The organism is Vibrio sp. QJM3NY_26, assembly GCF_057786005.1.
Window position 1 is genome coordinate 2878953 of sequence record NZ_CM173515.1, and the last position, 26622, is coordinate 2905574.

The 26622-nt window shown below is 44.3% G+C and carries 24 protein-coding genes; 12 read left to right on the plus strand and 12 right to left on the minus strand.

Annotation, left to right across the window (positions count from 1 at the left end):
- Positions 1–151: 151 nt before the first annotated feature.
- The gene (locus tag AC3CH4_RS12620) at positions 152–1783 is read right to left on the minus strand and encodes a SulP family inorganic anion transporter (protein WP_171308167.1); all 1632 of its coding nucleotides are present in this window, start codon (positions 1781–1783) and stop codon (positions 152–154) included.
- Between the two features lie 287 nt (positions 1784–2070).
- On the opposite strand from AC3CH4_RS12620, the gene can reads away from it, so the two are divergent.
- The gene (gene can, locus AC3CH4_RS12625; RefSeq protein WP_372286196.1) at positions 2071–2730 is read left to right on the plus strand and encodes a carbonate dehydratase; all 660 of its coding nucleotides are present in this window, start codon (positions 2071–2073) and stop codon (positions 2728–2730) included.
- Between the two features lie 94 nt (positions 2731–2824).
- On the opposite strand, the gene hpt is transcribed toward can, so the two are convergent.
- Complete coding sequence (gene hpt / locus AC3CH4_RS12630) at positions 2825–3355, minus strand: hypoxanthine phosphoribosyltransferase (protein WP_004735452.1); 531 nt, start codon at positions 3353–3355, stop codon at positions 2825–2827.
- 337 nt (positions 3356–3692) lie between these two features.
- Here hpt and AC3CH4_RS12635 point away from each other — a divergent pair, with 337 nt between their 5' ends.
- Positions 3693–4298: a LuxR/HapR/OpaR family quorum-sensing transcriptional regulator gene (locus AC3CH4_RS12635; RefSeq protein ID WP_017079965.1), complete on the plus strand. Its 606-nt coding sequence runs from the start codon at positions 3693–3695 to the stop codon at positions 4296–4298.
- 439 nt (positions 4299–4737) lie between these two features.
- Here the strand turns inward: AC3CH4_RS12635 and lpdA are convergent, their stop codons facing one another.
- The 5 genes from lpdA to ampD all read right to left on the minus strand — a co-directional run bounded on the left by lpdA (position 4738) and on the right by ampD (position 12888).
- Positions 4738–6165, minus strand: coding sequence for a dihydrolipoyl dehydrogenase (gene lpdA / locus AC3CH4_RS12640; RefSeq protein ID WP_004735450.1), 1428 nt, complete (start codon positions 6163–6165; stop codon positions 4738–4740).
- A 242-nt stretch (positions 6166–6407) separates the two neighbouring features.
- Positions 6408–8294: a pyruvate dehydrogenase complex dihydrolipoyllysine-residue acetyltransferase gene (gene aceF, locus AC3CH4_RS12645; RefSeq protein ID WP_488543031.1), complete on the minus strand. Its 1887-nt coding sequence runs from the start codon at positions 8292–8294 to the stop codon at positions 6408–6410.
- A 26-nt stretch (positions 8295–8320) separates the two neighbouring features.
- Complete coding sequence (aceE, locus tag AC3CH4_RS12650) at positions 8321–10984, minus strand: pyruvate dehydrogenase (acetyl-transferring), homodimeric type (protein WP_076647675.1); 2664 nt, start codon at positions 10982–10984, stop codon at positions 8321–8323.
- 62 nt (positions 10985–11046) lie between these two features.
- Positions 11047–11808, minus strand: coding sequence for a pyruvate dehydrogenase complex transcriptional repressor PdhR (gene pdhR / locus AC3CH4_RS12655; protein WP_004735446.1), 762 nt, complete (start codon positions 11806–11808; stop codon positions 11047–11049).
- A gap of 480 nt (positions 11809–12288) precedes the next feature.
- Positions 12289–12888: a 1,6-anhydro-N-acetylmuramyl-L-alanine amidase AmpD gene (ampD, locus tag AC3CH4_RS12660; RefSeq protein WP_237291071.1), complete on the minus strand. Its 600-nt coding sequence runs from the start codon at positions 12886–12888 to the stop codon at positions 12289–12291.
- A gap of 83 nt (positions 12889–12971) precedes the next feature.
- On the opposite strand from ampD, the gene nadC reads away from it, so the two are divergent.
- From nadC to yacG, 8 genes are all read left to right on the plus strand, one after another.
- On the plus strand, positions 12972–13862 hold the full coding sequence (gene nadC / locus AC3CH4_RS12665) for a carboxylating nicotinate-nucleotide diphosphorylase (protein WP_017079961.1): 891 nt from the start codon (positions 12972–12974) through the stop codon (positions 13860–13862).
- Between the two features lie 255 nt (positions 13863–14117).
- Positions 14118–14558, plus strand: a complete 441-nt coding sequence (locus tag AC3CH4_RS12670) for a pilin (RefSeq protein ID WP_171330433.1) — start codon at positions 14118–14120, stop codon at positions 14556–14558.
- The gene (pilB, locus tag AC3CH4_RS12675) at positions 14559–16244 is read left to right on the plus strand and encodes a type IV-A pilus assembly ATPase PilB (RefSeq protein WP_171330431.1); all 1686 of its coding nucleotides are present in this window, start codon (positions 14559–14561) and stop codon (positions 16242–16244) included.
- A gap of 14 nt (positions 16245–16258) precedes the next feature.
- Positions 16259–17488, plus strand: a complete 1230-nt coding sequence (locus AC3CH4_RS12680) for a type II secretion system F family protein (RefSeq protein ID WP_488543032.1) — start codon at positions 16259–16261, stop codon at positions 17486–17488.
- Positions 17489–17555: 67 nt separating this feature from the next.
- Positions 17556–18425 (plus strand): prepilin peptidase, encoded by an 870-nt coding sequence (locus tag AC3CH4_RS12685; protein WP_004735439.1) that lies wholly within the window; start codon positions 17556–17558, stop codon positions 18423–18425.
- 2 nt (positions 18426–18427) lie between these two features.
- A complete protein-coding gene (gene coaE, locus AC3CH4_RS12690) occupies positions 18428–19042 on the plus strand; it encodes a dephospho-CoA kinase (protein ID WP_017087401.1) in 615 nt (204 codons plus the stop codon).
- A 26-nt stretch (positions 19043–19068) separates the two neighbouring features.
- Complete coding sequence (zapD, locus tag AC3CH4_RS12695; RefSeq protein WP_488537291.1) at positions 19069–19809, plus strand: cell division protein ZapD; 741 nt, start codon at positions 19069–19071, stop codon at positions 19807–19809.
- An 81-nt stretch (positions 19810–19890) separates the two neighbouring features.
- Positions 19891–20088 carry a DNA gyrase inhibitor YacG gene (gene yacG / locus AC3CH4_RS12700; protein WP_004735515.1) on the plus strand — a complete coding sequence of 66 codons (198 nt, stop codon included), beginning with the start codon at positions 19891–19893 and terminating at the stop codon, positions 20086–20088.
- A 333-nt stretch (positions 20089–20421) separates the two neighbouring features.
- On the opposite strand, the gene rplS is transcribed toward yacG, so the two are convergent.
- From rplS to ffh, 5 genes are all read right to left on the minus strand, one after another.
- Positions 20422–20775 carry a 50S ribosomal protein L19 gene (gene rplS, locus AC3CH4_RS12705; protein WP_004735514.1) on the minus strand — a complete coding sequence of 118 codons (354 nt, stop codon included), beginning with the start codon at positions 20773–20775 and terminating at the stop codon, positions 20422–20424.
- 59 nt (positions 20776–20834) lie between these two features.
- Positions 20835–21575: a tRNA (guanosine(37)-N1)-methyltransferase TrmD gene (trmD, locus tag AC3CH4_RS12710; protein ID WP_004735512.1), complete on the minus strand. Its 741-nt coding sequence runs from the start codon at positions 21573–21575 to the stop codon at positions 20835–20837.
- A 26-nt stretch (positions 21576–21601) separates the two neighbouring features.
- Positions 21602–22156, minus strand: coding sequence for a ribosome maturation factor RimM (gene rimM, locus AC3CH4_RS12715; RefSeq protein ID WP_004735510.1), 555 nt, complete (start codon positions 22154–22156; stop codon positions 21602–21604).
- A gap of 24 nt (positions 22157–22180) precedes the next feature.
- Positions 22181–22429, minus strand: a complete 249-nt coding sequence (gene rpsP, locus AC3CH4_RS12720; protein ID WP_004735508.1) for a 30S ribosomal protein S16 — start codon at positions 22427–22429, stop codon at positions 22181–22183.
- A 212-nt stretch (positions 22430–22641) separates the two neighbouring features.
- On the minus strand, positions 22642–24036 hold the full coding sequence (ffh, locus tag AC3CH4_RS12725; RefSeq protein WP_004735506.1) for a signal recognition particle protein: 1395 nt from the start codon (positions 24034–24036) through the stop codon (positions 22642–22644).
- A gap of 200 nt (positions 24037–24236) precedes the next feature.
- Here ffh and AC3CH4_RS12730 point away from each other — a divergent pair, with 200 nt between their 5' ends.
- Both AC3CH4_RS12730 and AC3CH4_RS12735 read left to right on the plus strand, forming a co-directional pair.
- The gene (locus AC3CH4_RS12730) at positions 24237–25031 is read left to right on the plus strand and encodes a cytochrome C assembly family protein (RefSeq protein WP_017079954.1); all 795 of its coding nucleotides are present in this window, start codon (positions 24237–24239) and stop codon (positions 25029–25031) included.
- A 127-nt stretch (positions 25032–25158) separates the two neighbouring features.
- A complete protein-coding gene (locus AC3CH4_RS12735) occupies positions 25159–26430 on the plus strand; it encodes an HlyC/CorC family transporter (RefSeq protein WP_054541869.1) in 1272 nt (423 codons plus the stop codon).
- The last annotated feature ends 192 nt before the right edge of the window (positions 26431–26622 follow it).

A 26622-nucleotide genomic window follows, 5' to 3' on the forward strand; every position in this document is an offset into this window, starting at 1 on the left:
TTTCGAAAGCGAACAAGAATATTAGCTACGTAAAGACCAGTTCAGAGTTCAGTAAACATAAAAATGCCGTTAAGTTAATAACTTAACGGCATTAATCACCAATACTAAATTTGGCATCTATAACTGATTCATGTCAGATTATTACTGAAAATTAGACTGACTCAAATTGATGTTCATCTCTATCAACATAGCTTGTTGCAGCTGTCAGAGCTTCATACCTGAATCGGTAAGTGTTAGATTCCGGCACAAGATCAAGCACGTGGAATTTCTCTAGCTGCTGACGAGTATTCTCATTCGGACACAACAAGTACACTTCACACTGCGCATCCAATGCATCTTTAATCGCATTTTCTAATGCAAGCCCAACCGTCACATCAATCATCGGCACATCTGTCAGATCTAGAATCATCACTTCGTAATCAGAGATACTAGAGTGCTGACGTGAAATCGCCTTTGAAACACTGAAGATCATCGGCCCAGAAAGGTAAAAGAACAGCACTTTACCATTGGCACTATCCAGTAACTGACGTTCGCTATCGGTCAATGGGATATCATCTTCATCATCACCATCACTGATCGCCTTAACTTGTCTTGCTTGCTCTCGGCTCAATCTTTCAATAATCAGGATGTTCGATATAAAGACACCAAGACCAACAGCAATAATCAAGTCCACGAATACAGTCAACAGCATCACGCCGTACATTACACCCATGCCGGCATAACTCACTTTGTGTGCTCGCTGGATAAAGCTCCAGTCAAGAATATTGAAACCAACATACATCGCAATGCCAGCCAATACCGCCATAGGGATAGGTTCAGTTAAGCCACCAGCAACCAATACCACCAATGCCAAAACTAAAGCTCGAATAACACCAGAAAGTGGAGAACGAGCACCCACCTGAATATTGGTTACGGTACCCATGGTTGCGCCCGCACCAGGTAGCGCACCAAACAGACCAGAGATCATATTCGCGATGCCTTGGCCACGAAGTTCTTTATCTGAATCATGTTCTTTACGAGTCAGTGAATCTCCGATAACCGCAGTCAGAAGCGTATCAATGCAACCCAACGTACCCAGCACCAAGGCGTCGATAACCATGGTCGTAAATTGTTCAGAACTGATTGTCGGAATAACGAGAGAGGGCAAACCCGCGGGGATCTCACCGATACGGCGGATAGAGTCGATATCAAAAATAATGACGGATAAAAGGGTGACAGCAACCAAAGCAACCAGTTGAGCGGGCACATACTTACGATATTTAGCCGGAAAACCAAACAAAATACCGAGTGTTAATACCCCTAGAAACAGTTCGCTTATTTTCAGATGGGCTAACGTATCAGGCAATGCGGAAAGCGTGCCCATCACCCCGCCAGATGGAGCCGCATGTCCTAACAATGGTGATAGCTGCAAGATAATCAGAATAACGCCGATACCCGACATAAACCCAGAAATCACGCTATATGGCATCAAAGTAACGTATTTTCCGAGCTTTAAGGTGCCAAGTAATATCTGAAAAGCACCCGCCATCATGACCACGGTAAAGGTCATTGCCATTCCGGTTTCAGGGTACTTGGCCACCATGCTTGTCATCACTGCTGTCATGATCACCGTCATTGGTCCGGTAGGTTCTGATATCAGACTGCTCGAACCGCCAAACAACGCCGCAAATAGACCGACCATGATGGCGCCCCAAAGGCCAGCTTCCGCGCCCGCACCAGACGCAACACCAAATGCCAACGCTAAAGGCAATGAGATGATGGCTGTGGTGACACCGCCAAACATGTCTCCTTTGAGACTGATATCCGCAAAACGACTTCCAAACAAAACACACCTTCCTGATGATGAAAATGACAAACCTTATCACTTTAACAAATGAGTTAATCAGACAGAAAGTGTTAATTCAATCACATTATTCATGACTTATAACCAGATGATAGTTTCTGTGCTAAGTTAATGATCTTAACGACTAGAACACGTCAGATGAGTACGTGTTGACGCAGTTTTTACGGGATTGAATTTGTAACATTGTGTATAGTTACAATTCTTAATGAAGGGATGTAAGACGCAAAATGCCAGAGATTAAACAGCTTTTTGAAAACAACTCTAAATGGTCTGAAGAAATTCGCTCTCAAAGACCTGAGTATTTTACAACGCTTGAAGAAGGGCAAAGCCCTGGCTTTCTATGGATTGGCTGCTCTGATAGCCGAGTACCGGCCGAGCGTCTCACTGGTTTGTATTCTGGCGAACTGTTTGTTCATCGAAATGTAGCAAACCAAGTGGTTCATACTGATCTCAACTGCTTATCCGTTGTACAATACGCCGTTGACGTGCTCAAAGTTAAACACATTATTGTATGCGGTCACTATGGCTGTGGTGGTGTTAATGCAGCGATTGATAACCCTAAACTTGGCCTTATCAACAACTGGCTACTCCACATTCGCGATAACTACCTTAAGTACCGTAAGCAAATTGAATCTCTACCCCGTGAACAATGGGGTGACAAGTTGTGCGAAATTAACGTTGCAGAGCAAGTCTATAACCTTGGTAACTCAACCATCATGCAAACCGCATGGGAACGTGGACAAGATATTGAAATCCACGGTGTAGTTTATGGTATTGGTAACGGCAAGCTACAAGATCTTGGCGTTCGTTGTTCAAGTAATGACACGTTAGAAAATAGTCACTTAGAAGCGCTTGAAAAAATCCTATCGTCTCCAATCCTCGGTTAATTCTTAACGTCTAACCCGTTGATATAGTAAAGAATAGATATAAGAAAGGCTCGCATTGTGCGAGCCTTTTTTGTTTTTCTTCATAGAGCAGTGATTACTCTTGAGGTACTACTTTACCGATGTACGGTAGGTGACGATATTTTTGTGCGTAGTCGATACCAACACCAACAACGAACTCATCAGGAATCTCAAAACCAATCCACTTTGTATCGACAATCACTTCGCGGCGAGAAGGCTTGTCTAATAACGTACAGATTTCGATAGATTTAGGGCCACGTAGGCTCAAAATCTCTTTCACTTTAGTCAGTGTGTTACCTGTATCGATAATGTCTTCTACAAGCAGAACATCTTTACCTTGGATATCATCATCAAGGTCTTTCAAAATACGAACGTCACGTGAGCTTTCCATGCCGTTGCCGTAGCTAGACGCGGTCATGAAATCAACTTGGTGAGTTAAATCGATAGCACGAGCAAGATCCGCCATAAAGACAAAAGATCCACGTAATAAGCCAACTAAAACGAGATCTTCACTGCCTTTGTAGTGCTCCGTGATCTGCTTGCCTAATACGTTCACTCGATCCTGAACTTCTTGCTCAGAGATCATGACTTCAACTGTATGCTTCATACTGCTCTCATTTTATTTGGTGATTGCGACGAATGTTGACAGTTTCGTCAGTTGTGTCGCTCAATTTTGTGAGTAAGTCTAGCACTGCTCAAATACCCACACCACCTTATGGTTCTAATTTACTGTGAGATTCTCAATTAAATGTGCGCTGATGCCCTATCCAATACTCGCTTCCTTTCACATCAATCCTGATCACGCTTTATGGATCTAGTTTGATGTAACTGCCTATAAAACAAGCTCAAAGGATTGACCATTCGCATATGCACCATTACACTCATCTTGGCTTAAATAATAATAAAATCATTAATATAAAAATTTCGTTGGCAAGGAAAATAAAATGGACTCAATATCTAAGAGACCTAGAACTAGGCTTTCACCTTTAAAAAGAAAACTTCAATTGATGGAAATCGCTCTTGAGGTATTCTCTCGCCGCGGTATTGGTCGTGGTGGACACGCTGATATTGCAGACATCGCTCAGGTGTCTGTAGCAACGGTATTTAATTACTTCCCTACCCGTGAAGATCTGGTTGATGAAGTGCTTAATCATGTTGTACGCCAATTCTCTAACTTCCTTTCAGACAATATCGATCTAGATATTCACGCAAAACAAAACCTACATAATATTGCGACTGAAATGGTGACGTTAGTGGCTCACGATAGCCATTGGTTGAACGTATGGTTTGAATGGAGCGCTTCGACTCGTGATGAAGTATGGCCTCTATTCGTAACCACTAACCGCACTAACCAGATGTTAGTACAAAACATGTTTAGTAAAGCGATTGAACGCGGCGAAGTTTGCGACGATCACGACCCTAAGCATCTAGCAAACCTATTCCACGGCATCTGCTACTCGCTGTTCATTCAAGCGAAACGTGTAGAAACGCCAGAAGAGCTTTCAAGCTTAACGGATAGCTACTTGAACATGCTGTGCATCTATAAGTAGATTCGAGATTCGCACAAAACTAAAGGGTTGGCTTTTACGCCAGCCCTTTTTTATTACCGATAGAAAACCAGAATGAGATTCCCTATTCCCTCCTCCGTCAGTCTAGGGAATGACGGGAATAAAGAACCATTGCGCTTTACTGCATCCGTCACCGTGAACGAAAAGCGAAGAAATTAATCAAACACTAAAGACAAAGGTTTCCGACTACCTCCTACGTCAGTCTATAGAACGACGGGAATATAGAGCTAAAGTTCTCACCTTTACGCTAGAGGCATCATCAAAGCATTAACTTCAACACCTCACTTCGTCATCCTCAAGAGCGAGGGACGAGCGAGTTGGGGATCTCTTACAGGCATAACGAGCAACTTTTCTTCGGACATAAAAAAGCCGCTGACGAATCAGCGGCTTTCAAAAACATTAGCGAGTCGCTAAGAAAGAATTACTTCTTCTTTTTAACTGCTTTTTTGTTTGGAAGGTCAGTGATTGAACCTTCGAATACTTCCGCAGCTAGACCAACAGACTCGTGTAGAGTTGGGTGAGCGTGGATAGTAAGAGCGATATCTTCTGCATCACAACCCATTTCGATTGCTAGGCCGATTTCACCAAGAAGTTCACCACCGTTAGTACCAACAACAGCACCACCGATTACGCGATGAGTATCTTTATCAAAGATCATCTTAGTCATACCGTCTGCACAGTCAGAAGCGATTGCACGACCAGAAGCAGCCCAAGGGAAAGTAGCAACTTCGTAGTTCAGGCCTTCCGCTTTCGCTTCTTTCTCAGTCTTACCTACCCAAGCAACTTCTGGCTCAGTGTACGCAATTGATGGGATTACTTTAGGATCGAAGTAGTGCTTCTTACCAGAGATAACTTCAGCAGCTACGTGACCTTCATGCACACCTTTGTGAGCAAGCATTGGTTGACCAACAACGTCACCGATCGCGTGGATGTGAGGAACGTTAGTACGCATTTGCTTATCAACATTGATGAAACCACGCTCATCAACTTCGATACCCGCTTTTTCAGCGTCGATAAGTGCACCGTTTGGAACACGACCGATAGCAACAAGAACAGCATCGTAGCGCTCAGCTTCAGCTGGTGCTTTTTTGCCTTCCATTGAAACGTAGATACCATCTTCTTTCGCTTCAACAGCCGTCACTTTAGTTTCAAGCATTAGCTTGAACTTGTTCTTGATGCGTTTAGTGAAGACTTTAACGATGTCTTTATCCGCAGCAGGGATAACTTGATCGAACATCTCAACAACTTCAACTTTAGAACCTAGAGAGTGGTAAACCGTACCCATCTCAAGACCGATGATACCGCCGCCCATGATAAGCAGTTTTTCTGGTACTTCGTTTAGTTCTAGTGCATCCGTAGAATCCCAAATACGTGGGTCTTCATGTGGGATGAACGGAAGTTTGATTGGGCGAGAACCCGCTGCAATGATTGCATTATCAAAGTTAATTGTTGTCGTTTCTTCGCCAACAACTTCGATGCTGTTAGGACCAGTAAACTTACCGAAACCGTTAACAACAGTAACATTACGCATCTTAGCCATACCGCCAAGACCGCCAGTCAGTTGATCAACTACTTTGTCTTTCCAGATACGAACTTTGTTGATGTCCGTCTGTGGCTCGCCGAATACAACGCCGTGCTCTGCCATCGCTTTTGCTTCTTCAATTACTTTAGATACGTGAAGAAGTGCTTTTGATGGAATACAACCAACGTTTAGACATACACCACCAAGAGTGCTGTAACGTTCAACTAGTACTGTTTCTAGACCTAAATCCGCACAACGGAATGCCGCTGAGTAGCCAGCAGGACCTGAACCAAGTACAACAACTTGGGCTTTAATTTCTTTGCTCATTGTGACCTCTTGTAGTCATTATCCCTAACAGGCTGAGTAGATGTTCTTAAAATTATTGGGCTTTCAAACAGGAAACATTTTACAGAGATGTTAACAGTGTGAAAGTAGCTTTAAGTTAGCCTGTGAGCTAGACAACAATTCCCCCGCAGTTTATGAGAAATGCCGGAAACTGTTCTCTAAAAATAGTCTTTATATAAAGAATTAAGGTGACCCGAAAGTCACCTTAATAATTACTTTCTCAATTACAGTACTAGACGACGAATGTCAGATAGTGCGCTGTTTAGGAAAGTAATGAAGCGTGCACCTTCAGCACCATCGATCACGCGGTGATCGTATGATAGAGACAGTGGAAGCTGTAGACGTGGTTGGAACTCTTTACCATTCCAAACTGGCTTAATCTCAGACTTAGATACACCTAGGATACCTACTTCTGGAGCATTTACGATTGGAGTAAATGCAGTACCGCCAATACCACCAAGGCTAGAGATTGTGAAACAACCGCCTTGCATGTCTGCTGCTGTTAGCTTACCAGAGCGTGCTTTCTTAGAAACAACCATTAGTTCTTCAGATAGCTCGTAAATACCTTTCTTGTTCACGTCTTTGAAAACAGGAACAACTAGGCCGTTTGGTGTATCAACTGCGATACCCACGTTTACGTACTTCTTAAGAATGATGCTTTCGCCATCGTCAGAAAGAGACGAGTTGAATGCCGGGAATGCTTCTAGCGCTTTAGCAACAGCTTTCATGATGAACACAAGTGGAGTGATCTTCATGCCAGTGTCTTTCTTCGCTTCGATTGCGTTCTGTTCTTTACGGAATGCTTCTAGCTCAGTGATGTCTGCGTTGTCCCACTGTGTAACGTGAGGGATCATTACCCAGTTACGGTGCAGGTTAGCGCCAGAGATTTTCTTAATCTTAGAAAGCTTCTGAACTTCAGTTTCGCCGAACTTGCTGAAGTCAACTTTTGGCCATGGTAGTAGACCAAGAGCAGAACCGTCGCCGCCTTTGCCAGATGCTGCAGCACCAGACTCAAGACGCTTAAGTGCATCTTTAACGTAAGACTGAACGTCTTCTTTAAGGATACGGCTCTTACGACCAGTACCTTTAACCTTAGAAAGGTTAACGCCAAATTCGCGAGCAAGACGACGAACAACTGGAGATGCGTGCGCGTAGTCACCGTTCTCTTGGAAGTCGCCAGCTGCTGGAGCTACTGCTTCTGCTTTAGGTGCAGGTGCCGGAGCTGCTGCTTGTGCTGGAGCTGAAGCCGCTACAGCTACTGGAGCTGCGCCTTCAACAACGAAAGTCATGATTGAAGAGCCTGTTGACACTTTGTCGCCAGCTGCAATCTTGATTTCTTTTACTGTACCAGCGAATGGTGCAGGCACTTCCATTGAAGCTTTGTCGCCTTCAACAGTAATTAGAGATTGCTCTTCTTCTACTGTATCGCCAACCGCTACCATGATTTCAGTAACTTCTACTTCGTCACCGCCGATATCTGGAACGTTCACTTCTTTCTCAGCAGATGCTGCTGGAGCCGCTGCAACTGGTGCCGCCGCTGGAGCAGGAGCTGCTGCAACTGGAGCGCCAGAACCTGCCACTTCAAATACCATCACTAGAGAACCAGTAGATACTGAATCACCAGAAGCGATCTTGATTTCTTTAACGATACCAGCGAATGGTGCAGGAACTTCCATTGAAGCCTTATCACCTTCAACAGTAAGAAGAGATTGCTCTTCTTCTACTGCGTCGCCGATAGCTACCATGATTTCAGTTACTTCAACTTCATCACCGCCGATATCAGGAACGTGAACTTCTTTAAGCTCAGCCGCCGCAGCAGGAGCAGCTGCAACAGGTGCCGCCGCTTCAACTGCTGGCGCAGCCGGTGCTGCTGCAGCACCTTCCGCTTCGAAGATCATGATAAGAGAACCAGTAGAAACAGAATCACCTTCTGAAATCTTGATTTCTTTAACGATACCCGCTTGAGACGCAGGAACTTCCATTGAAGCTTTGTCGCCTTCAACAGTGATCAGTGACTGCTCTTCTTCAACCTTGTCGCCAACGTTTACAAGAATCTCAGTTACTTCAACCTCGTCAGCACCGATGTCTGGTACATTAATTTCGATTGTCATTGTATTTACCTACCTTAATGCCAGTCTTATGCGTATTGCGGGTTAGTTTTTTCAGTGTCGATATCGAACTTAGCAATTGCTTGTGCAACTACAGACTTCTCGATATCACCACGTTTAGCCAGTTCAGTTAGAGCTGCAACTACGATGTAGCCAGCGTTAACTTCGAAGTGACGACGTAGGTTTGCACGGCTGTCAGAACGGCCGAAACCATCTGTACCAAGTACTTTGTAAGACTCAGTTGGCATGTACGCACGTACTTGCTCAGCGTAGTTTTTCATGTAGTCAGTCACTGCGATTGCAGGTTCTTTACCAAGAACAGTCGTGATATACGGTACTTTCTCTTCAGCTTCTGGGTGAAGCATGTTGTCACGCTCTACCGCTTGGCCGTCACGAGTTAGTTCGTTGAACGACGTTACAGAGAATACGTCAGATGCTACGCCGTACTCTTCGCTTAGAATTTCAGCGGCTTTACGCGCTTCGTTCATGATAGTACCAGAGCTCATTAGTTGAACTTTGCCCTTAGCACCAGCGTGAGATTCAAGCTTGTAGATACCCTTACGAATGCCTTCTTCAGCGCCTTCTGGCATTGCTGGCATTGCGTAGTTCTCGTTCATTACTGTTAGGTAGTAGTAAACGTTCTCTTGATTCTCACCGTACATGCGACGGATACCGTCTTGCATGATAACCGCTAGCTCGTAAGCAAACGTTGGGTCGTAAGAGATACAGTTAGGGATCGTGTTCGCTTGAATGTGCGAGTGACCATCTTCGTGCTGTAGACCTTCACCATTCAGTGTTGTACGACCTGCAGTAGCACCTAGTAGGAAGCCACGAGCTTGTTGGTCGCCTGCTAACCAAGCCATGTCGCCAATACGTTGGAAACCGAACATTGAGTAGTAGATGTAGAACGGGATCATCGGTAGATCGTTTGTGCTGTATGAAGTTGCAGCAGCAACCCATGAAGCCATAGAACCTAGTTCGTTGATACCTTCTTGAAGAACTTGACCAGACGTTGCTTCTTTGTAGTAAGAAACGATGCCTTTATCTTCAGGTGTGTATTCTTGACCGTGTGGGTTGTAGATACCAACCTGACGGAATAGACCTTCCATACCGAATGTACGAGCTTCATCACAGATGATAGGAACGATGTTCTTACCAATGTTCTTATCTTTAAGAAGGATATTTAGCGTACGTACATAAGCCATAGTTGTAGAGATATCACGCTTCTGTTCACCTAGTAGAGGTGCGAATGCGTCTAGCTCAGGAACCTTGAACTCTTGAGTAAACTTAGGAAGACGAGCAGGCGTGTAACCGTGTAGAGCGTTACGACGAGCGTGCATGTATTCGTACTCAGGCGTACCTTCTTCTAGTTTCAGGTAAGGAAGCTCTGTGATTTTCTCATCAGAAAGAATGTCTTCTAGGCCTAGGCGATCACGTAGGTGTTGAACATGAGTCATGTCCATTTTCTTAACACCGTGTGCAATGTTCTTACCTTCAGCTGCATCACCCATACCGTAACCTTTAACAGTCTTAGCTAGGATTACAGTTGGCTTACCGTTTGTCTCTTTCGCATTGTTGAAAGCAGCAAACAGTTTAGAAGAATCGTGACCACCACGCTTAAGAGCGAAGATTTCGTCATCAGTCATGTCTGCAACTAGTGCAGCTGTTTCTGGGTACTTACCAAAGAAGTGCTCACGTACGTATGCGCCATCTTTAGATTTGAATGTCTGGTAGTCACCATCGATAGTTTCGTTCATTAGTTGAAGAAGCTTACCAGTCGTGTCTTTAGCCAGTAGTGAATCCCAGTTGCTACCCCAGATAACTTTAACAACGTTCCAACCTGCGCCCTTGAATAGGCCTTCAAGTTCTTGAATGATGCTACCGTTACCCATTACAGGGCCGTCTAGACGCTGTAGGTTACAGTTGATTAGGAAACATAGGTTGTCTAGCTTCTCACGCGCAGCGAAAGAGATAGCACCACGTGATTCTGGCTCATCCATCTCACCGTCACCTAGGAACGCGTATACGCGTTGCGCTGAAGTTTCTTTCAGGCCACGGCCGTCAAGGTACTTAAGGAAGCGCGCTTGGTAGATCGCAGAGATAGGACCAAGACCCATAGATACAGTAGGGAACTGCCAGAACTCAGGCATCAGTTTCGGGTGCGGGTAAGAAGGGATACCTTTACCATCAACTTCTTGACGGAAGTTATCTAGCTGTTCTTCAGTTAGACGACCTTCAACGAATGCACGAGAGTAGATACCTGGAGAGATGTGACCTTGGTAGTAAACTAGATCGCCACCGTCCGTCTCATTTGGAGCACGGAAGAAGTGGTTGAAACATACTTCGTAGAACGCTGCAGCTGACTGGTAAGAAGCCATGTGACCACCAAGGTCTAGGTCTTTCTTAGAAGCACGCAATACGATCATGATTGCGTTCCAGCGAATAATCGAACGAATACGACGCTCAAGAGTTACGTCACCAGGGTAAGCTGGCTCTTGTGCTGCTGGAATTGTGTTGATGTAGTTCGTGTTGATGCCTGTAGCCATATCAACACCATCTAAACGCGCTTTATCTAGAACTTGTTCTAGTAAAAACTGTGCACGTTCTACACCTTCTTCACGTACTACTGACTCAAGAGCTTCTAACCAATCTTGAGTTTCCAGAGCATCAACGTCATGCTTCATGTCAGACATGGCGATCTATCCTTTTTGTTAGTTGGATTCTACTAAACACGTAAATAGCCGAAGTATTACGGCTATTTACCCTGTTGAATTCGACGTAAAGAACGTTCGCGGCGCGATTCTTCTTTGGTCAAATCCATCAATGTTTCTTCGATGTAAGCTAAATGAGAATGTGACATTTCACGCGCCTGTTCTGGCTGCCCTGAAACGATCGCATCTACAATGTTAGCTCGATGTATACTCACTTTCTCCACAACGTCTTTACGACGATGCAACAGCTTTAAATTTTCTAAGACATTTTGTTCGAGTAACGGAGCCAAACTACGAACAATGTGTAATAACACCACATTGTGCGCTGCCTCTGTTAAAGCAATAAGAAAAGCCATCACTGCTGCAGATTCGGCTTCAATATCACCCTTATCTTGCGCGCCGTGAATTTTTTCTTGGCATGCTTGAATTCGAGCAAAGTCTTCATCAGTGCCACGTAATGCCGCAAAGTAAGCCGAAATCCCTTCCATCGCATGACGCGATTCCAACAAGTCTAGTTGGGTTTCAGAATGGGACGACAACAAATTAAGCAAAGGATCTGAAAAGCTTTTCCAGATATTTTCGCTAACAAACGTACCTCCACCTTGACGGCGAGTAAGCAAGCGTTTTGCTTCTAAACGTTGTATCGCTTCTCGGATTGAAGGACGAGACACATCGAACTGTTTCGCTAGTTCGCGCTCAGGCGGCAACTGCTGCCCTGGAGCCAGTGTTCCTTCCACTATCAACCTTTCTAACTCTTGTTCGATAACGTCCGAGAGTTTTGGCTGACGAATCCTTTGATAAGCCATAGTTTGTTGTTCTTCTTTTTCTTCGCTGACAATTGGTAATACCAATTTTAAGTTGGGCAGAAATTAACATAATTAAAACGCCACTGTCCAGTGCAAAATTGACCTGCATCATAGAACACAGCATGAATTAACCATGATTTAACAAATGAAATTTAAAACAGCAACTAAATTGGTCTTACCATTTACAGGGGTAATACTTTTGGGGAGGTTTCGTGCTAGAAAGTTTCAGGATAAAAATGAATTGTTTCAGAAAGATTAGTGCCACTTGTTTAAAAATCAAACCAAGCGCACATTTAGGATGGAAATTCTGTTCATAAGTTTTAATAAATTAGCGTTTGATAAGCTCGTCACACTCTCGATTTATTGATGCTCTCCTCTCCACCACTTTCTTTACATAGCAACAACAAAAATTCACAAGTCATTATGCCAGGCGTTGACTATTGAACGCCTAACAGCAGTAAGGCTATCTAAAGTTGAGGCTTAGCCCTTGAGCTTTTCTTTAAATTTCTGCCAGTCGAAAACCAAGCCAGGATCGGTTTTGCGCAGAGGCGCAATATATTGGTGGCCTGTGATTCGTTCAGTGGTAATTTGAGGGAAGCTCGATACCAGTGTTTCCGTTAATTGGGTAAGCGCTTGATACTGCTGCTCGGTGTAAGCCACAAAGTCACTGCCTTCCAGTTCAATACCAATCGAGTAATCATTACACCTTTCACGGCCGGCAAAGCTGGACTGGCCAGCGTGCCAAGCTCTATCAAGGAACGAAACAAACTGCACAACCTCACCATCACGACGAATCAAGCAGTGTGCAGACACACCCATTTGGTGAATCACTTGAAAAAACGGGTGTTCTTCTGGGTCAAGTTTGCCCGTAAAAAACTGTTCGATGTAAGGTCCACCAAATTGCCCCGGAGGTAAACTAATGTTGTGAACCACCAGCAGAGAGATATCGCAGACGCTAGGTCTAACATCAAAATACGGGGAAGGAACATGCCGAGCGTTGTCATACCATCCGTTGAAGCTGATCGTCATCTTGGTCTCACTTTCTTTTCTGCTAGCACAATAAGATGTGACCTTACCCATAGAGCAGTCACGCTAGCCTCTTTAATTTGAAGTTAAGCAAGAGTATCATTCCATTCCCACTCCCTTTCAAGATTAGATTTGCGATGAAAAACACACATAACAGCCACCAACGCCTTGACTACTTAAAAGAGCAACTGCCTCTCGAGATCACTCGCTCAGTGGCTGAGACCATCAAAGAAGATCTAGGCGGAACGTTAGATCCAGCGGCTGATATTACGGCAAGTCTAATCCCAGCAGACGCAATCAACAGCGCTACCATCATTACCCGTGAGCACGGTGTGTTCTGTGGTAAAGCTTGGGCTGATGAAGTGTTTAAGCAATTGGGCGGTGAGGTAACTATCGAGTGGAACGTAGAAGATGGCGACAAGGTTGAACCAAACCAAACGCTTTGTAGCTTAACTGGCCCAGCACGTGCGCTATTAACCGGTGAGCGTAATGCAATGAACTTCATTCAAACGCTATCTGGCTGTGCGACAACAACAGCGATCTACGCAGACAAAGTTAAGCACACAGAATGCCGCCTGTTAGACACTCGCAAAACAATTCCGGGCCTTCGCAGCGCACTAAAATACGCTGTCGCTTGTGGTGGCGGTTTTAACCACCGTATCGGCGTTTTCGATGCTTACCTAATCAAAGAAAACCACATCATCGCCTGTGGTGGCATTGAGAAAGCTATCTCGACGGCAAAAGAGCTGAACCCAGGTAAACCTGTGGAAGTAGAAACAGAAAGCCTAGCAGAGCTAGAGCAAGCGATCAGCGCTGGCGCAGACATCATCATGCTAGACAACTTCACCACAGACATGATGCGTGAAGCCGTGAAAATCAATGCTGGCCGCGCAGCATTAGAGAACTCAGGCAATGTAACATTAGACACTATCGCAGAGTTCGCAGAAACCGGTGTTGATTACATCTCTGTTGGTGCACTGACTAAGCATCTAAAAGCGATGGACCTATCCATGAGATTTAAAGCGTAATCAACTGAATAGTAAATATATTTCCGTCAAAGGCATTGTTGATAACAGTGCCTTTTTTATTACCTAAATTATCAATATTTCAATCACTTATTTAAGTTGGTCGCATAATTTTGCGCGCCATATGAAACACCACACTAATAAACACGAAACCACTCGCGGCCAAACCTGAACACCATTCCACTTCCCCATCTCGACTTCTATTCTTTCCATCAACCAGTGCTTGCGCTGAAACAAACTAAATAATGGAATAGAACAATGAATAACAAAAATAAAAGAACAAATCAGAAAGGTTTTACGCTGATTGAATTAATGATTGTAGTGGCGATTATTGGTGTTTTATCTGCAGTGGCAATACCTGCTTATAAAAACTATGTCCAAAAAACAGAAGTCGCATCTGCTACTGCTACTGTAAGAGGTTTACTTACAAATATTGATATGTACCAACAAGAAAATGGGAATACATTTCCAACAGATATTACTAAAGTTGGCGGAACAGCAGCAATGAATGCTCTGGGTTCTATAACATTAGCTACAGCAGTCAGTGGCGGGACCGCTACATTTGGTTTTAGTGAAGGCTCATTAAAAGGTAGCACTGCTAGCGTTCAGTTTAAAAAGAATAATGATTCAGGTTGGGTATGTGCATCCAAAAATGTCCCTTCAGAATCAAGACCGAACAGCTGTACTGCGACCTATTAAATGCTCACCAACCTTCCAACCGTTCTTCGTCAGGCTGACTTGCTTAGCCTGACTCAAGAACAAGCTGTTGCGGAACATATACAAGATTCAGGTGTTTCTACACCTGAAGCTTTACTCGTTCTGGATTTCTTCAGCGGCGATTCCTTAGCAAACAACATTAAAACCATCTTCGGCTTACCGTTAGTACGATTAGCCAATACTGACTACGAATCCCTGTGTGAACAATTAGGACTTCGTGAACTGATTACTAAGTATCGTGCGATACCGATTTCAGTCTCTAGTTCTACTCTTACGCTCGCCTCGGCTGATCCGACCGACTTACAAGCTGAAGACGACTTTCGATTCGCGACAGGATTACAGATTGAATTGGTTGTCGCTAACTACTCTGAACTAGAAGGTGCAATACGAAAGCTGTATGGCCGTTCTATTTCCGGGCAAGATTCGAAACGTAAAGAGATCACCCAAGATGAGCTAGCCAACCTTGTTGAGATATCTGACGACGAGATAACGTCCATTGAAGACCTCAGCCAAGATGACTCCCCTGTCAGTCGCTTTATCAATCAGATTTTAGTCGATGCAGCACGTAAAGGCGCATCGGATATCCACTTCGAACCTTATGAAGAAAACTACCGCGTACGTCTACGTTGCGATGGGATCCTTGTCGAAATTCAACAGCCCGCCTCTCATTTAAGTCGTCGTCTATCGGCGCGCTTGAAGATTCTCGCCAAACTCGATATCGCCGAGCGTCGCTTACCTCAAGATGGTCGTATTAAATTACGTTTAAACGACGAACTGGCGATTGATATGCGTGTATCGACGCTGCCAACATTATGGGGAGAAAAGATCGTACTGCGTCTCTTAGATAGCAGCGCTGCCAATCTCGATATCGATAAGCTCGGTTACAGCGAGGATCAAAAAACACTCTACCTTAATGCATTGAAACGCCCACAAGGGATGATCTTAATGACCGGACCAACCGGCAGCGGTAAAACGGTTTCTCTCTATACTGGCCTTCGCGTTCTTAACACTACAGAACGCAACATCTCAACAGCCGAAGATCCTGTTGAAATTAACCTGTGTGGCATCAATCAGGTACAAGTGACACCTAAGATCGGCTTTGGTTTCGCTGAAGCGTTGCGATCATTTTTACGACAAGATCCTGATGTGGTGATGGTCGGAGAGATCCGTGATTTGGAAACCGCAGAGATCGCGATCAAAGCCTCGCAAACAGGCCACTTAGTGCTTTCGACACTGCACACCAATTCTGCAGCAGAAACCGTGACTCGCCTCTCTCATATGGGGATAGAACCTTTTAACCTCGCTTCATCATTAAGCCTGATTATCGCCCAACGACTAGCAAGACGATTGTGCGACCACTGTAAAGCCGCTGATGACTCACCTGATATATTTCTACGCCACTCTATTCCCAATAGCCAAATCATCTACAAAGCCAACTCACAAGGGTGTAATGAGTGTAATCAGGGATACTCAGGGCGAGTCGGTATTTATGAAGTCATGCCGTTTAGCGAGCAGCTAAAAAGCAGCCTGATTGACAAACCGAACGCGTTAGCCATTGAAAACTTAGCGCGCCGGGAAGGCATGAGAACTTTACAAGAGTCAGGACTAGATAAACTGCTTGAAGGCACCACCAGCTATCAAGAGCTACAACGTGTTCTATACCTATAATTCACGGAGCGAAAATGAGTAGTAAAAGCAAACAATCACAACTAAAAAACTACCATTGGAAGGGAATCAATAGTTCTGGCAAGAAAGTATCAGGGCAGAGCTTAGCGCTCACCGAATTAGAAGTGCGAGAGAAGCTCAAAGAGCAGCATATTCAGATTAAGAAAATCAAAAAGAAAAGCATCTCAGCAATCACTCGTTTAACCCATCGAGTCAAAGCCAAAGATATCACTATTTTTACTCGCCAACTGGCTACCATGTTGGCTACTGGTGTGCCCATCGTTCAAGCCATCAAGTTAGTGTCAGACAATCACCGCAAAGCAGAAATGAAATCGATTTTATCGCACATCTGCAAAGGTGTAGAAGCCGGCACGCCAATCTCAAAAGCGATGCGAACCGCAAGCCGCCACTTTGATGATCTCTATACCGACTTGGTCGCGACAGGCGAACTCTCCGGCAACCTTGCACAAGTATTTGAACGCTTGGCGACCTATCGAGAAAAGAGTGAGCAACTAAAATCCAAGGTTATAAAGGCTCTCATCTACCCAGCAATGGTTGTAGCGGTCGCCCTTACCGTTTCCTACTTAATGCTAACCATGGTCATCCCGGAATTTGAATCGATGTTTTCTGGTTTCGGAGCAGACTTACCTTGGTTCACTCAGCAAGTGCTTTATCTTTCCCACTGGATGCAGGCCTACAGTTTTTATACTGCGATCGGTATTGTTTTATTAATTCTGTCTTTTCAGCAACTGCGTCAGCGATCTTACTCGATTCGACTTTCAACCAGTCGTCTTGGTTTACGCTTCCCTATCTTGGGTGCTGTCATCACTAAGGCATCAATTGCAAAGTTCAGCCGAACGCTATCAACCAGTTTTAGTTCTGGGATTCCTATCTTAACCAGCCTTAAAACAACGGCTAAAACGGCGGGTAATCTACATTATGAATCGGCAATCATCGAGGTTCACCGTGAGACTGCTGCTGGCATGCCGATGTACATTGCAATGCGCAATACCAATGCCTTCCCGGAGATGGTTTTGCAGATGGTGATGATTGGTGAAGAGTCCGGAAATCTTGATGATATGCTCAATAAAGTCGCTTCCATTTACGAGTTCGAAGTAGACAACACCGTCGATAACCTAGGTAAGATTCTAGAGCCACTGATCATCGTATTTTTAGGCACCGTAGTTGGCGGACTTGTTGTCGCGATGTACTTACCGATCTTTAATCTTATGAGTGTGTTAGGATAGTTAAAAGCAACTAAACACCCATGAGCAGCCAACCTCTGCTCACCTTGATTAAGTGGTAAAGGACACTATGGAAGTATTTCACTACTATCCTTGGCTATTCCCCGTATTAGCTTTTATTTTTAGCCTTCTTATCGGCAGCTTCCTCAACGTAGTCATCCACCGTTTACCGATAATGATGGAACGAGAGTGGCAACAAGAGTGCTCGGAGTATTTCTCTCAATATAAAATTCCAGCACCAGAGGGAAAGTTCAATCTCAGTATCCCTCGTTCTACTTGTCCTAAATGTAAAACCCAATTAAGAATCATCGACAATATTCCAGTATTAAGTTGGTTGTTCTTAAAGGGCAAGTGCCATAGCTGTGCTAACCCAATTAGCGCTCGCTATCCATTAGTCGAGTTGCTTACGGCGATACTTTGTACCGTAGTCGCGAGCCACTTTGGTTTCAGTTACTACGCCATCGCTCTGATTTTTTTCACGTTTGCATTGATTACCGCAACCTTTATCGATCTCGATACGATGCTGTTGCCTGATCAAATTACCTTACCTTTAGTTTGGTCTGGTATCGCGTTAGCTCTGTTTAATATCAGCCCTGTATCGCTTCAAGATTCAGTGATTGGCGCAATGGCAGGCTACCTAGCACTTTGGTCGGTTTATTGGCTGTTCAAGCTGTTAACAGGCAAAGAAGGCATGGGTTACGGCGACTTCAAACTTCTGGCTGCGCTTGGCGCTTGGCTTGGTTGGCAACATCTCCCAATGATCATTCTTCTATCCTCACTTGTCGGCTTAGTTTTCGGATTGATTCAACTTCGCTTGAAACAACAAGGTATAGATAAAGCCTTTCCATTTGGACCTTACCTTGCGATTGCGGGTTGGGTGAGTTTGATGTGGGGCAACGACATCATGGGCTGGTATTTCACTTCTGTACTAGGAATTTAACCATGGCAATCATTATCGGATTAAGCGGTGGTATCGCCAGTGGAAAAACCACCGTTGCTAACCTCTTCAATGAGCATTTTAATATTGATATTGTCGATGCTGATATCGTTGCACGCGAAGTCGTTGCAGTGGGCAGTGACGGCTTAAAGCAGATTACCGACCATTTTGGTGAGGCTATCTTACTTGAAGATGGAGCACTCAACCGAAGTAAGCTACGTGAGTTAATCTTCTCGGATCCCACAGAGAAACAATGGCTCAATGACCTGCTTCATCCCATGATCCGTAACAAAATTGACAGTGACCTGTCTAAAGTCACATCCCCTTATGGTTTATTAGTCGCACCGCTATTGGTTGAAAACCAAATGCAGAGCATGGCCGATCGCGTATTAATCGTTGATGTGCCAACAGAAGTGCAAATAGAGCGTACGATGAGTCGTGATAATGTTTCTAGGGAACAAGTTGCATCAATTTTAAAATCACAGGCTTCAAGAGAACAACGCTTAGCAGTTGCAGATGACGTGATTAAAAACCATACTAAAAACCAAGAACTTTTGCTTCAAATCACAGATTTACATCAAAAGTATCTGGCAATCAGTACTGTAGATGGGTCAAAATAGAATAATGTTGAATGAAGGTTTGCTCGATGATCACCCACAAATTTGAACATCCTCTAAATGAGAAAACACGCATCTACTTAAGAGTTGAATCACTCTTGAGGCAGCTGCACTTGTCTTCTACATTTTCCGATGCTCAACAGTATCAACTCTTTTTCCGTTCCATCTTTGATCTGATTGAAATCTTCGAACAGATCCAACTCAAGAGTGAACTCGCAAAAGATATTGAGAAGCAGCGTGTAACCTACAAAAGCTGGTTAGATGTTGAAGGTGTCGATCAAGAGATGCTAACTTCACTACTCAACGATATTAGTAATATCTATCGTGAACTGATGCAGGCGGAGCGTTTTGGGCAGTCACTTAAAGAAGATCGCTTCTTGAGTGCCATACGTCAACGCTTTAATTTACCAGGTGGCTCATGCTGCTTTGATTTACCCGCACTGCATTATTGGCTGCATCTTCCTCTCGATAAGAGAATGCGAGATGCCAAAGCTTGGATGGATAGCCTACAGCCTCTGTATGAAGCGCTAACACTATGGTTAAAGCTCACCAGAGAGACTGGTCACTTTAAAGAGCAAATTGCTCGCGCTGGCTTCTTCCAGAGCGATGCTGATGAAGCGAATATCCTTCGCCTTTCTATTCCAATGCAATACGGTGCCTACCCGATGATCTCCGGGCATAAAAACCGTTTTGCCGTTAAGTTCATGAGCTTTGAAACTGGGCAAGCCTGCACTCAAGACATCGAATTTGAATTAGCAATCTGCACCTAATTAATTGTCTTTTATCGTTTGGCTTGAGTACTTATTCAGGCCTAAACTCATTGTTATTATACCTCCAAATAAAGAATCACTATGTCGAAAAAAATCACCATCGTTAAATGCCCTCAATGTAATGCTGACGTTGAATGGGGTGAACAAAGCCCACATCGCCCGTTTTGCAGCAAGCAATGTCAGATGATTGATTTTGGAGAATGGGCAGACGAAGAGAACAGTATCGCTGGCGCACCGGATATGTCGGATAGCGATGGTTGGTCGGAAGATCCACACTAAGCGAGTAGCGAGTAGCGAGTAGCGAGTAGCGAGTAGCGAGTAGCGAGTAGCGAGTAGCGAGTAGCGAGTAGCGAGTAGCGAGTAAATTTTGAAGGGTTGGCGTTTTACGTCAATCCTTTTTTATTGCATATAGCATGGTACTAATAGAGATTCCCTACTCCTTCCTTCGTCAGTCTAGGGAATGACGGTTAAATGTGAGTTTCGTTTTAGTCCGTCATCCTCAAGTGCGAGGAACGAGCAAATTGAGGCTCTCCTTCCTACTCAGCTCTAAATAGCAGACACAAAAAAGCGGAGCCAAATGGCTCCGCTTTTATCGATAGAATGCAAAAAGAATTACTTCTTAGTAAGCTTCTCTTTAATACGAGCTGACTTACCAGAACGCTCACGTAGGTAGTACAACTTGGCACGACGTACTGCACCACGGCGTTTAACTTCGATGCTATCAACCATTGGAGAGTGAGTTTGGAACGCACGCTCTACGCCTTCACCGTTCGAGATCTTACGAACTGTAAATGCAGAGTGTAGACCACGGTTACGAATAGCGATTACAACGCCTTCGAAAGCCTGTAGACGCTCACGGTCACCTTCTTTTACCTTAACCTGAACTACAACAGTGTCACCTGGTGCGAATTTAGGAAGGTCTGATTTTAGTTGCTCTTCTTCAAGAGCCTTGATGATGTTGCTCATTTGTATAAATTCCTAGAATAAACTGATACTAAATTTAATAGGTTACTGCTTGCTTTTCGTTAAGAGCGTTGCTCTTTAATGAATTCAGCCAGTAATTGTTCCTGTTCGTCAGTCAGAGCTAGGTTTTCCAGGAGCTCTGGTCTTCTTAGCCAAGTTCGGCCCAACGATTGTTTTAATCGCCAGCGACGAATGTCCTTATGGTTTCCAGACTTGAGTACCGATGGCACATCTTTATCGTCTAGCACCTCAGGGCGCGTATAATGGGGACAATCTAGCAAACCATTTGCAAAAGAATCTTCTTCTGCTGAAGCGAAATCTCCAAGTACACCCGGAACAAACCGAGAGACTGAATCAATCAACGTCATGGCTGGCAGTTCGCCACCCGTCATCACAAAATCGCCAATCGACCATTCTTCGTCGACTTCAGATTGAATAATGCGCTCATCTACCCCTTCATAGCGACCACAAATAAGAAGCAAGTTCTCGTTTGTTGCCAACTCTTCAACACCTTTCTGGTCGAGTTTACGACCTTGAGGTGAAAGATAGATTACTTTCGTCTTTCCCGGTGCTGCTTGCTTGGCAGTTTGGATAGCATCGCGCAAAGGCTGAACCATCATTAACATGCCAGGACCACCACCGTAAGGTCTATCATCAACAGTGCGATGTTTATCATGAGTGAAATCGCGAGGATTCCATGTCTCAATAGATAAAAGACCTTTTTTAACCGCTTGACCTGTTACTCCAAAATCAGTAACAGAACGGAACATTTCAGGAAACAGGCTAATAATGCCAACCCACATGTGTTCTCTCGCTCTGTAATTTGGAATTAGAATCCAGGATCCCAGTCAACTTCGATCCGGCGAGCTTCGCGATCAACTTTCTTGATCACTTGCTCTTCAAGGTACGGTACTAACCGTTCCTTTTGGCCAAAAGCATCTTTAAGATTTGCTTTAATTACTAGAACATCGTTCGAGCCAGTTTCTAATAGGTCAGTGACCTCACCAAGGTCGTAACCTTTAGTGGTAAAAACTTGCATACCGAACAATTCGCGCCAGTAGAATTCATCTTCTGACAATTCAGGTAACGAAGCAGGGTCAATAGCAATTTCAAAGTTAGTCATCAGTTGCGCGTCTTCACGAACATCTAATCCCGCTAGCTTACATACATAACCTTGGCCATGACGTTTCCAGCTCTCAACTTTGTACTCAACCCACTTACCCTTTTGGTTTAAATACCAAGGGCTGTAATCAAATATGCTTTCAGCATTGTCTGTGTAGGAGAACACTTTAAGCCAGCCACGAATACCATAGGTAGACCCAAGTTTACCCATGACAATTCTATTATTTTGCTCGCTCATCGTTTCTTTACCCTTCATCGACATAAGCTATTTCTCTTTAAAAAAGAATTAAGCCGCTTTTTGAGCGTCTTTAACTAGCTTAGCTACACGATCAGATAGAGATGCGCCTTGACCAACCCAGTGGTTAACACGATCTAGGTCTAGACGTAGACCTTCTTCTTGACCTTGAGCAGTAGGGTTAAAGAAACCTACTTTCTCGATGAAACGGCCAGTTACAGAGTTACGGCTATCCGCAACTACGATTTGATAAAATGGGCGCTTCTTTGCACCGTGACGTGCCAAACGAATGGTTACCATGTCGTCCTCTTTGCTTTCTTAATAAAATAATTAACCCCAAGTATAAGTAAATAGCTTGGGGTCTCGTGCCAAATTAAAGCCCCGGAATTTTACTCTTATTCCGGTGCAATGCAAGGGCTTTAGCTATTTTTTCACCAACATAGCAACCGGACACTTTCTGTGACACGGCTAACACTATGAAAAGTAACGTAGCTAAAGCTTACATTTGTAGATTATCGACCAAACGGGTTAAAACCACCACCCATTCCGCCCATACCTCCACCGCCGCCCATCATGCCTTGCATGTTGCGCATCATGCCTTTCATTCCACCTTTCTGCATTTTCTTCATCATCTTCTGCATTTGAGTGAACTGTTTAAGCATACGGTTTACATCTTGTACCTGCGTACCAGAACCTGCAGCAATACGCTTTTTGCGTGAGCCTTTGATTAGGTCTGGACGCTGACGCTCTTTCATTGTCATAGAGTTGATGATCGCTTCCATTTGCTTGAACATCTTGTCATCAACTTTATCTTTAACGTTGTCTGGTAGCTGAGACATACCTGGAAGCTTATCCATCATGCCCATCATGCCGCCCATGTTTTTCATCTGACCAAGCTGCTCACGGAAGTCTTCAAGGTCAAAGCCTTTCTTCTCTTTGAACTTCTTAGCCAGTTTCTCTGCTTTCTCGGTATCAACGTTTTTCTGTAGGTCTTCAATAAGAGACAGTACGTCGCCCATACCTAAGATACGAGAAGCAACACGATCTGGGTGGAATGGTTCTAGTGCGTCAGTCTTTTCACCAACACCTAAGAATTTAATCGGCTTGCCAGTGATATGACGAACAGACAGTGCAGCACCACCTCGCGCATCACCATCAACTTTCGTCAAGATAACACCGGTTAGTGGTAGCGTATCACCAAAAGCTTTTGCAGTGTTCGCAGCATCTTGACCAGTCATTGCATCAACAACGAACAGAGTCTCTACTGGTTTAATGGCAGTATGAAGCTCTTTGATCTCGCCCATCATCTCTTCATCGATAGCCAAACGACCAGCAGTATCGACAATTAGCACGTCGTAGAATTTCTTCTTCGCATGGTCGATTGCAGCGTTTGCAATATCAAGAGGCTTTTGATCAGCTGAAGATGGGAAGAAGTCGACGCCAACATCGCTTGCTAACGTTTCAAGCTGTTTGATTGCCGCTGGACGGTAAACGTCGGCAGACACCACCAAAACTTTCTTCTTGTCACGCTCAGTCAGGAGCTTAGATAGCTTACCTACCGATGTGGTTTTACCCGCACCTTGTAGACCTGCCATTAAAATAACAGCTGGCGGCTGTGCTGCTAGGTCAAGAGCCTCGTTAGACTCACCCATCACCGCTTCAAGCTCAGCTTGAACGATCTTAATGAATTCTTGACCAGGTGTTAGAGATTTAGAAACCTCAACACCCACAGCGCCTTCTTTTACGCGCTTAACAAAATCGCGGACAACGGGCAGTGCAACGTCGGCTTCAAGTAGCGCCATACGTACTTCACGCAGCGTCTCTTTTATATTGTCTTCGGTCAGACGACCTTTACCGCTGATGTTCTTCAGCGTTTTGGATAGACGATCCGTTAAATTATCAAACATAGTTTTCTCTTCGCTCAAAACTGCGACTATTACTGTGAGTATACATTAGCGCGGATTAGAGTCATACCCGTTGTAGAGCGTTAATCATCCACGCTTGTGATGTGAGACATTATTCACTTGGAATTGAATGAGGTTCACCATAGCCCCAAAGAGCGATGCGAGGTATAATTCGCCAATTAGTAATCATTTAAATGGATACCATGGACAGTCTTATTGCGATCGCAGCAGCCTTTCTTTATACAATGGCGATTTCCACGATCATTCCAGGTCTCGTGCACCAAACAGGAATCCGTGTAAAAACGGTGTTTATCAGCGCATTACTTGCTTTAGCTTTCCATGCTTGGTTGCTTGGCGATTTAATTTTTAATGCCAGTGGCCAAAACCTCAGTATCTTGAACGTTGCTTCATTGATCAGTTTAATCATCTCTTTGGTCATGAGCGGTGCGATGCTCAAAACCCGTTTGTGGTTCATCTTGCCGGTTGTTTATAGCTTCGCTGCTCTAAATCTGATGGCTGCCACTTTTCTTTCAAGCACGTTCATTAAACATCTAGAGAATGACCCAAAGCTGCTACTGCACATCTCTTTGGCTTTGTTCTCATACGCGACGTTGACTATCGGTGCGCTATACGCCCTACAACTTGCGTGGCTAGATCACAAACTTAAAAAGAAAAAAGCGTTAGTGATAAACCCTAACCTACCTCCTTTAATGATGGTGGAAAGACAGCTTTTCAAGATCATTCTGATCGGTAATGGCTTATTAACAGGTACTTTATTGACTGGCCTTATCTTCGTACAAGATATGTTTGCTCAAGGAAAAGCACACAAGGCTGTATTGTCTTTTATTGCTTGGGTTATCTACTCCATCCTTCTATGGGGTCACTATCAGAAAGGTTGGCGTGGACAAAAAGTCACTTGGTTCGCACTTGCCGGTGCCAGCATGCTCACATTAGCCTACTTCGGTAGCCGCTTCGTTCAGGAAATCATCCTGAATTAGTCTGTAAAATGAAGGCAATGTCTCACACACCTTGCCTTTAAAATATTGAGTCCGTTAGATTCAATTGACATCTCGACCATGTTCGGTCATAAATTAATCAAGATACACAAATAGGAAAAGAATAGTTTTGGACGACATATCAACGGGTATCTTATTTGCGCTACTCGCGTGTCTCATTGTAATTTCTGGTTATTTCTCTGGTTCCGAAACGGGCATGATGTCCTTGAACCGCTACCGTTTAAAGCACTTGGCCAATACGGGTCATAAAGGTGCCAAACGCGTAGAAAAACTTCTGAACCGCCCAGACAGATTGATCGGCCTCATTCTCATCGGCAACAATCTCGTCAACATTCTTGCGTCTGCGATCGCGACTATTCTTGGTATGCGCATCTACGGGGATATCGGTGTAGCGATTGCTACCGGTGTCCTGACTCTCGTGATCCTAGTGTTTGCCGAGGTAACCCCAAAAACCATCGCTTCTCTGTTTCCAGAGCGTGTCTCTTACGCCAGTAGTATCCTTTTGATCATACTGATGAAGGTACTGTCACCATTGGTGATATTGGTGAACTTCATTACCAACGGTTTTATTCGTATCTTAGGTGTCAAAGCCCGCCACGATGCGACCGACCACTTAAGCTCTGAAGAGCTGAGAACCGTGGTAAATGAAGCGGGAAGCCTAATACCTCAACGCCACCAAGATATGTTGGTATCTATTTTAGATTTAGAACACGTGACCGTGAACGACATCATGGTGCCTCGAAATGAAATCACTGGCATCGACATCAATGATGACTGGAAATCTATCGTTCGCCAATTAACTCACTCCCCTCATGGGCGTATTGTGTTATATCGTGACCAGATAGATGAAGTGGTTGGCATGCTTAGGTTACGAGAAGCTTACCGCTTGATGCTTGAAAAGAACGAATTCAATAAAGAGACACTGTTGCGTGCTGCGGATGAGATCTACTTTATTCCTGAAGCGACACCACTCAATATCCAACTACTTAAGTTTCAGCGCAATAAACAGCGCATCGGTTTGATTGTGGATGAGTATGGCGATATCAACGGCTTGGTTACCCTTGAAGATATTCTAGAAGAAATCGTTGGTGAGTTTACGACCTCAATTGCACCAAGCTTATCTGAAGAGATCACACCGCAAAGCGATGGCAGCTTCTTGATTGAAGGCAGCGCCAATATCCGTGACATAAACAAAGGCTTGCAGTGGACACTGCCTACAAATGGCCCAAGAACACTTAATGGTTTAATACTGGAACACCTTGAAGACATTCCAGAAAGTCACTTGAGTGTTCAGGTTGCGAGTCATCCAATGGAAATTGTTGAACTCGAAGAGAACCGTATCAAGCTCGTTCGCGTGTTCCCGCAGATCGTTAACGGATAAAAGTGGTTTGCTGGACTAGGATAACTAAGTGAGTAATCACAAGCTCACATGCGACAACTGCTTAGCTCTAAAATACGTTGACGAAAAAGGCCCGGTTCATTGAACCGGGCCTTTTAGTATCTAACTCGCTCTGTCTCTAGAGTGAAATGTATCTAGAGTGAAGCGCTTCTAAAGTGAAAAGCATCTAGAGTG

Excerpts from the sequence above, each read along its gene's own strand:
- ffh (WP_004735506.1), bottom strand. The coding sequence starts at position 24,036 with ATGTTTGATAATTTAACGGATCGTCTATCCAAAACGCTGAAGAACATC.
- lpdA (WP_004735450.1), bottom strand. The coding sequence starts at position 6,165 with ATGAGCAAAGAAATTAAAGCCCAAGTTGTTGTACTTGGTTCAGGTCCT.
- aceE (WP_076647675.1), bottom strand. The coding sequence starts at position 10,984 with ATGTCTGACATGAAGCATGACGTTGATGCTCTGGAAACTCAAGATTGG.
- pdhR (WP_004735446.1), bottom strand. The coding sequence starts at position 11,808 with ATGGCTTATCAAAGGATTCGTCAGCCAAAACTCTCGGACGTTATCGAA.
- rpsP (WP_004735508.1), bottom strand. The coding sequence starts at position 22,429 with ATGGTAACCATTCGTTTGGCACGTCACGGTGCAAAGAAGCGCCCATTT.
- zapD (WP_488537291.1), top strand. The coding sequence starts at position 19,069 with ATGATCACCCACAAATTTGAACATCCTCTAAATGAGAAAACACGCATC.
- AC3CH4_RS12620 (WP_171308167.1), bottom strand. The coding sequence starts at position 1,783 with ATGTTTGGCGGTGTCACCACAGCCATCATCTCATTGCCTTTAGCGTTG.
- aceF (WP_488543031.1), bottom strand. The coding sequence starts at position 8,294 with ATGACAATCGAAATTAATGTACCAGACATCGGTGCTGACGAGGTTGAA.
- nadC (WP_017079961.1), top strand. The coding sequence starts at position 12,972 with ATGAAAAACACACATAACAGCCACCAACGCCTTGACTACTTAAAAGAG.
- AC3CH4_RS12680 (WP_488543032.1), top strand. The coding sequence starts at position 16,259 with ATGAGTAGTAAAAGCAAACAATCACAACTAAAAAACTACCATTGGAAG.
- ampD (WP_237291071.1), bottom strand. The coding sequence starts at position 12,888 with ATGGGTAAGGTCACATCTTATTGTGCTAGCAGAAAAGAAAGTGAGACC.
- coaE (WP_017087401.1), top strand. The coding sequence starts at position 18,428 with ATGGCAATCATTATCGGATTAAGCGGTGGTATCGCCAGTGGAAAAACC.
- can (WP_372286196.1), top strand. The coding sequence starts at position 2,071 with ATGCCAGAGATTAAACAGCTTTTTGAAAACAACTCTAAATGGTCTGAA.
- rplS (WP_004735514.1), bottom strand. The coding sequence starts at position 20,775 with ATGAGCAACATCATCAAGGCTCTTGAAGAAGAGCAACTAAAATCAGAC.
- rimM (WP_004735510.1), bottom strand. The coding sequence starts at position 22,156 with ATGTCGATGAAGGGTAAAGAAACGATGAGCGAGCAAAATAATAGAATT.
- pilB (WP_171330431.1), top strand. The coding sequence starts at position 14,559 with ATGCTCACCAACCTTCCAACCGTTCTTCGTCAGGCTGACTTGCTTAGC.
- AC3CH4_RS12635 (WP_017079965.1), top strand. The coding sequence starts at position 3,693 with ATGGACTCAATATCTAAGAGACCTAGAACTAGGCTTTCACCTTTAAAA.
- AC3CH4_RS12670 (WP_171330433.1), top strand. The coding sequence starts at position 14,118 with ATGAATAACAAAAATAAAAGAACAAATCAGAAAGGTTTTACGCTGATT.
- trmD (WP_004735512.1), bottom strand. The coding sequence starts at position 21,575 with ATGTGGGTTGGCATTATTAGCCTGTTTCCTGAAATGTTCCGTTCTGTT.
- yacG (WP_004735515.1), top strand. The coding sequence starts at position 19,891 with ATGTCGAAAAAAATCACCATCGTTAAATGCCCTCAATGTAATGCTGAC.
- hpt (WP_004735452.1), bottom strand. The coding sequence starts at position 3,355 with ATGAAGCATACAGTTGAAGTCATGATCTCTGAGCAAGAAGTTCAGGAT.
- AC3CH4_RS12730 (WP_017079954.1), top strand. The coding sequence starts at position 24,237 with ATGGACAGTCTTATTGCGATCGCAGCAGCCTTTCTTTATACAATGGCG.
- AC3CH4_RS12685 (WP_004735439.1), top strand. The coding sequence starts at position 17,556 with ATGGAAGTATTTCACTACTATCCTTGGCTATTCCCCGTATTAGCTTTT.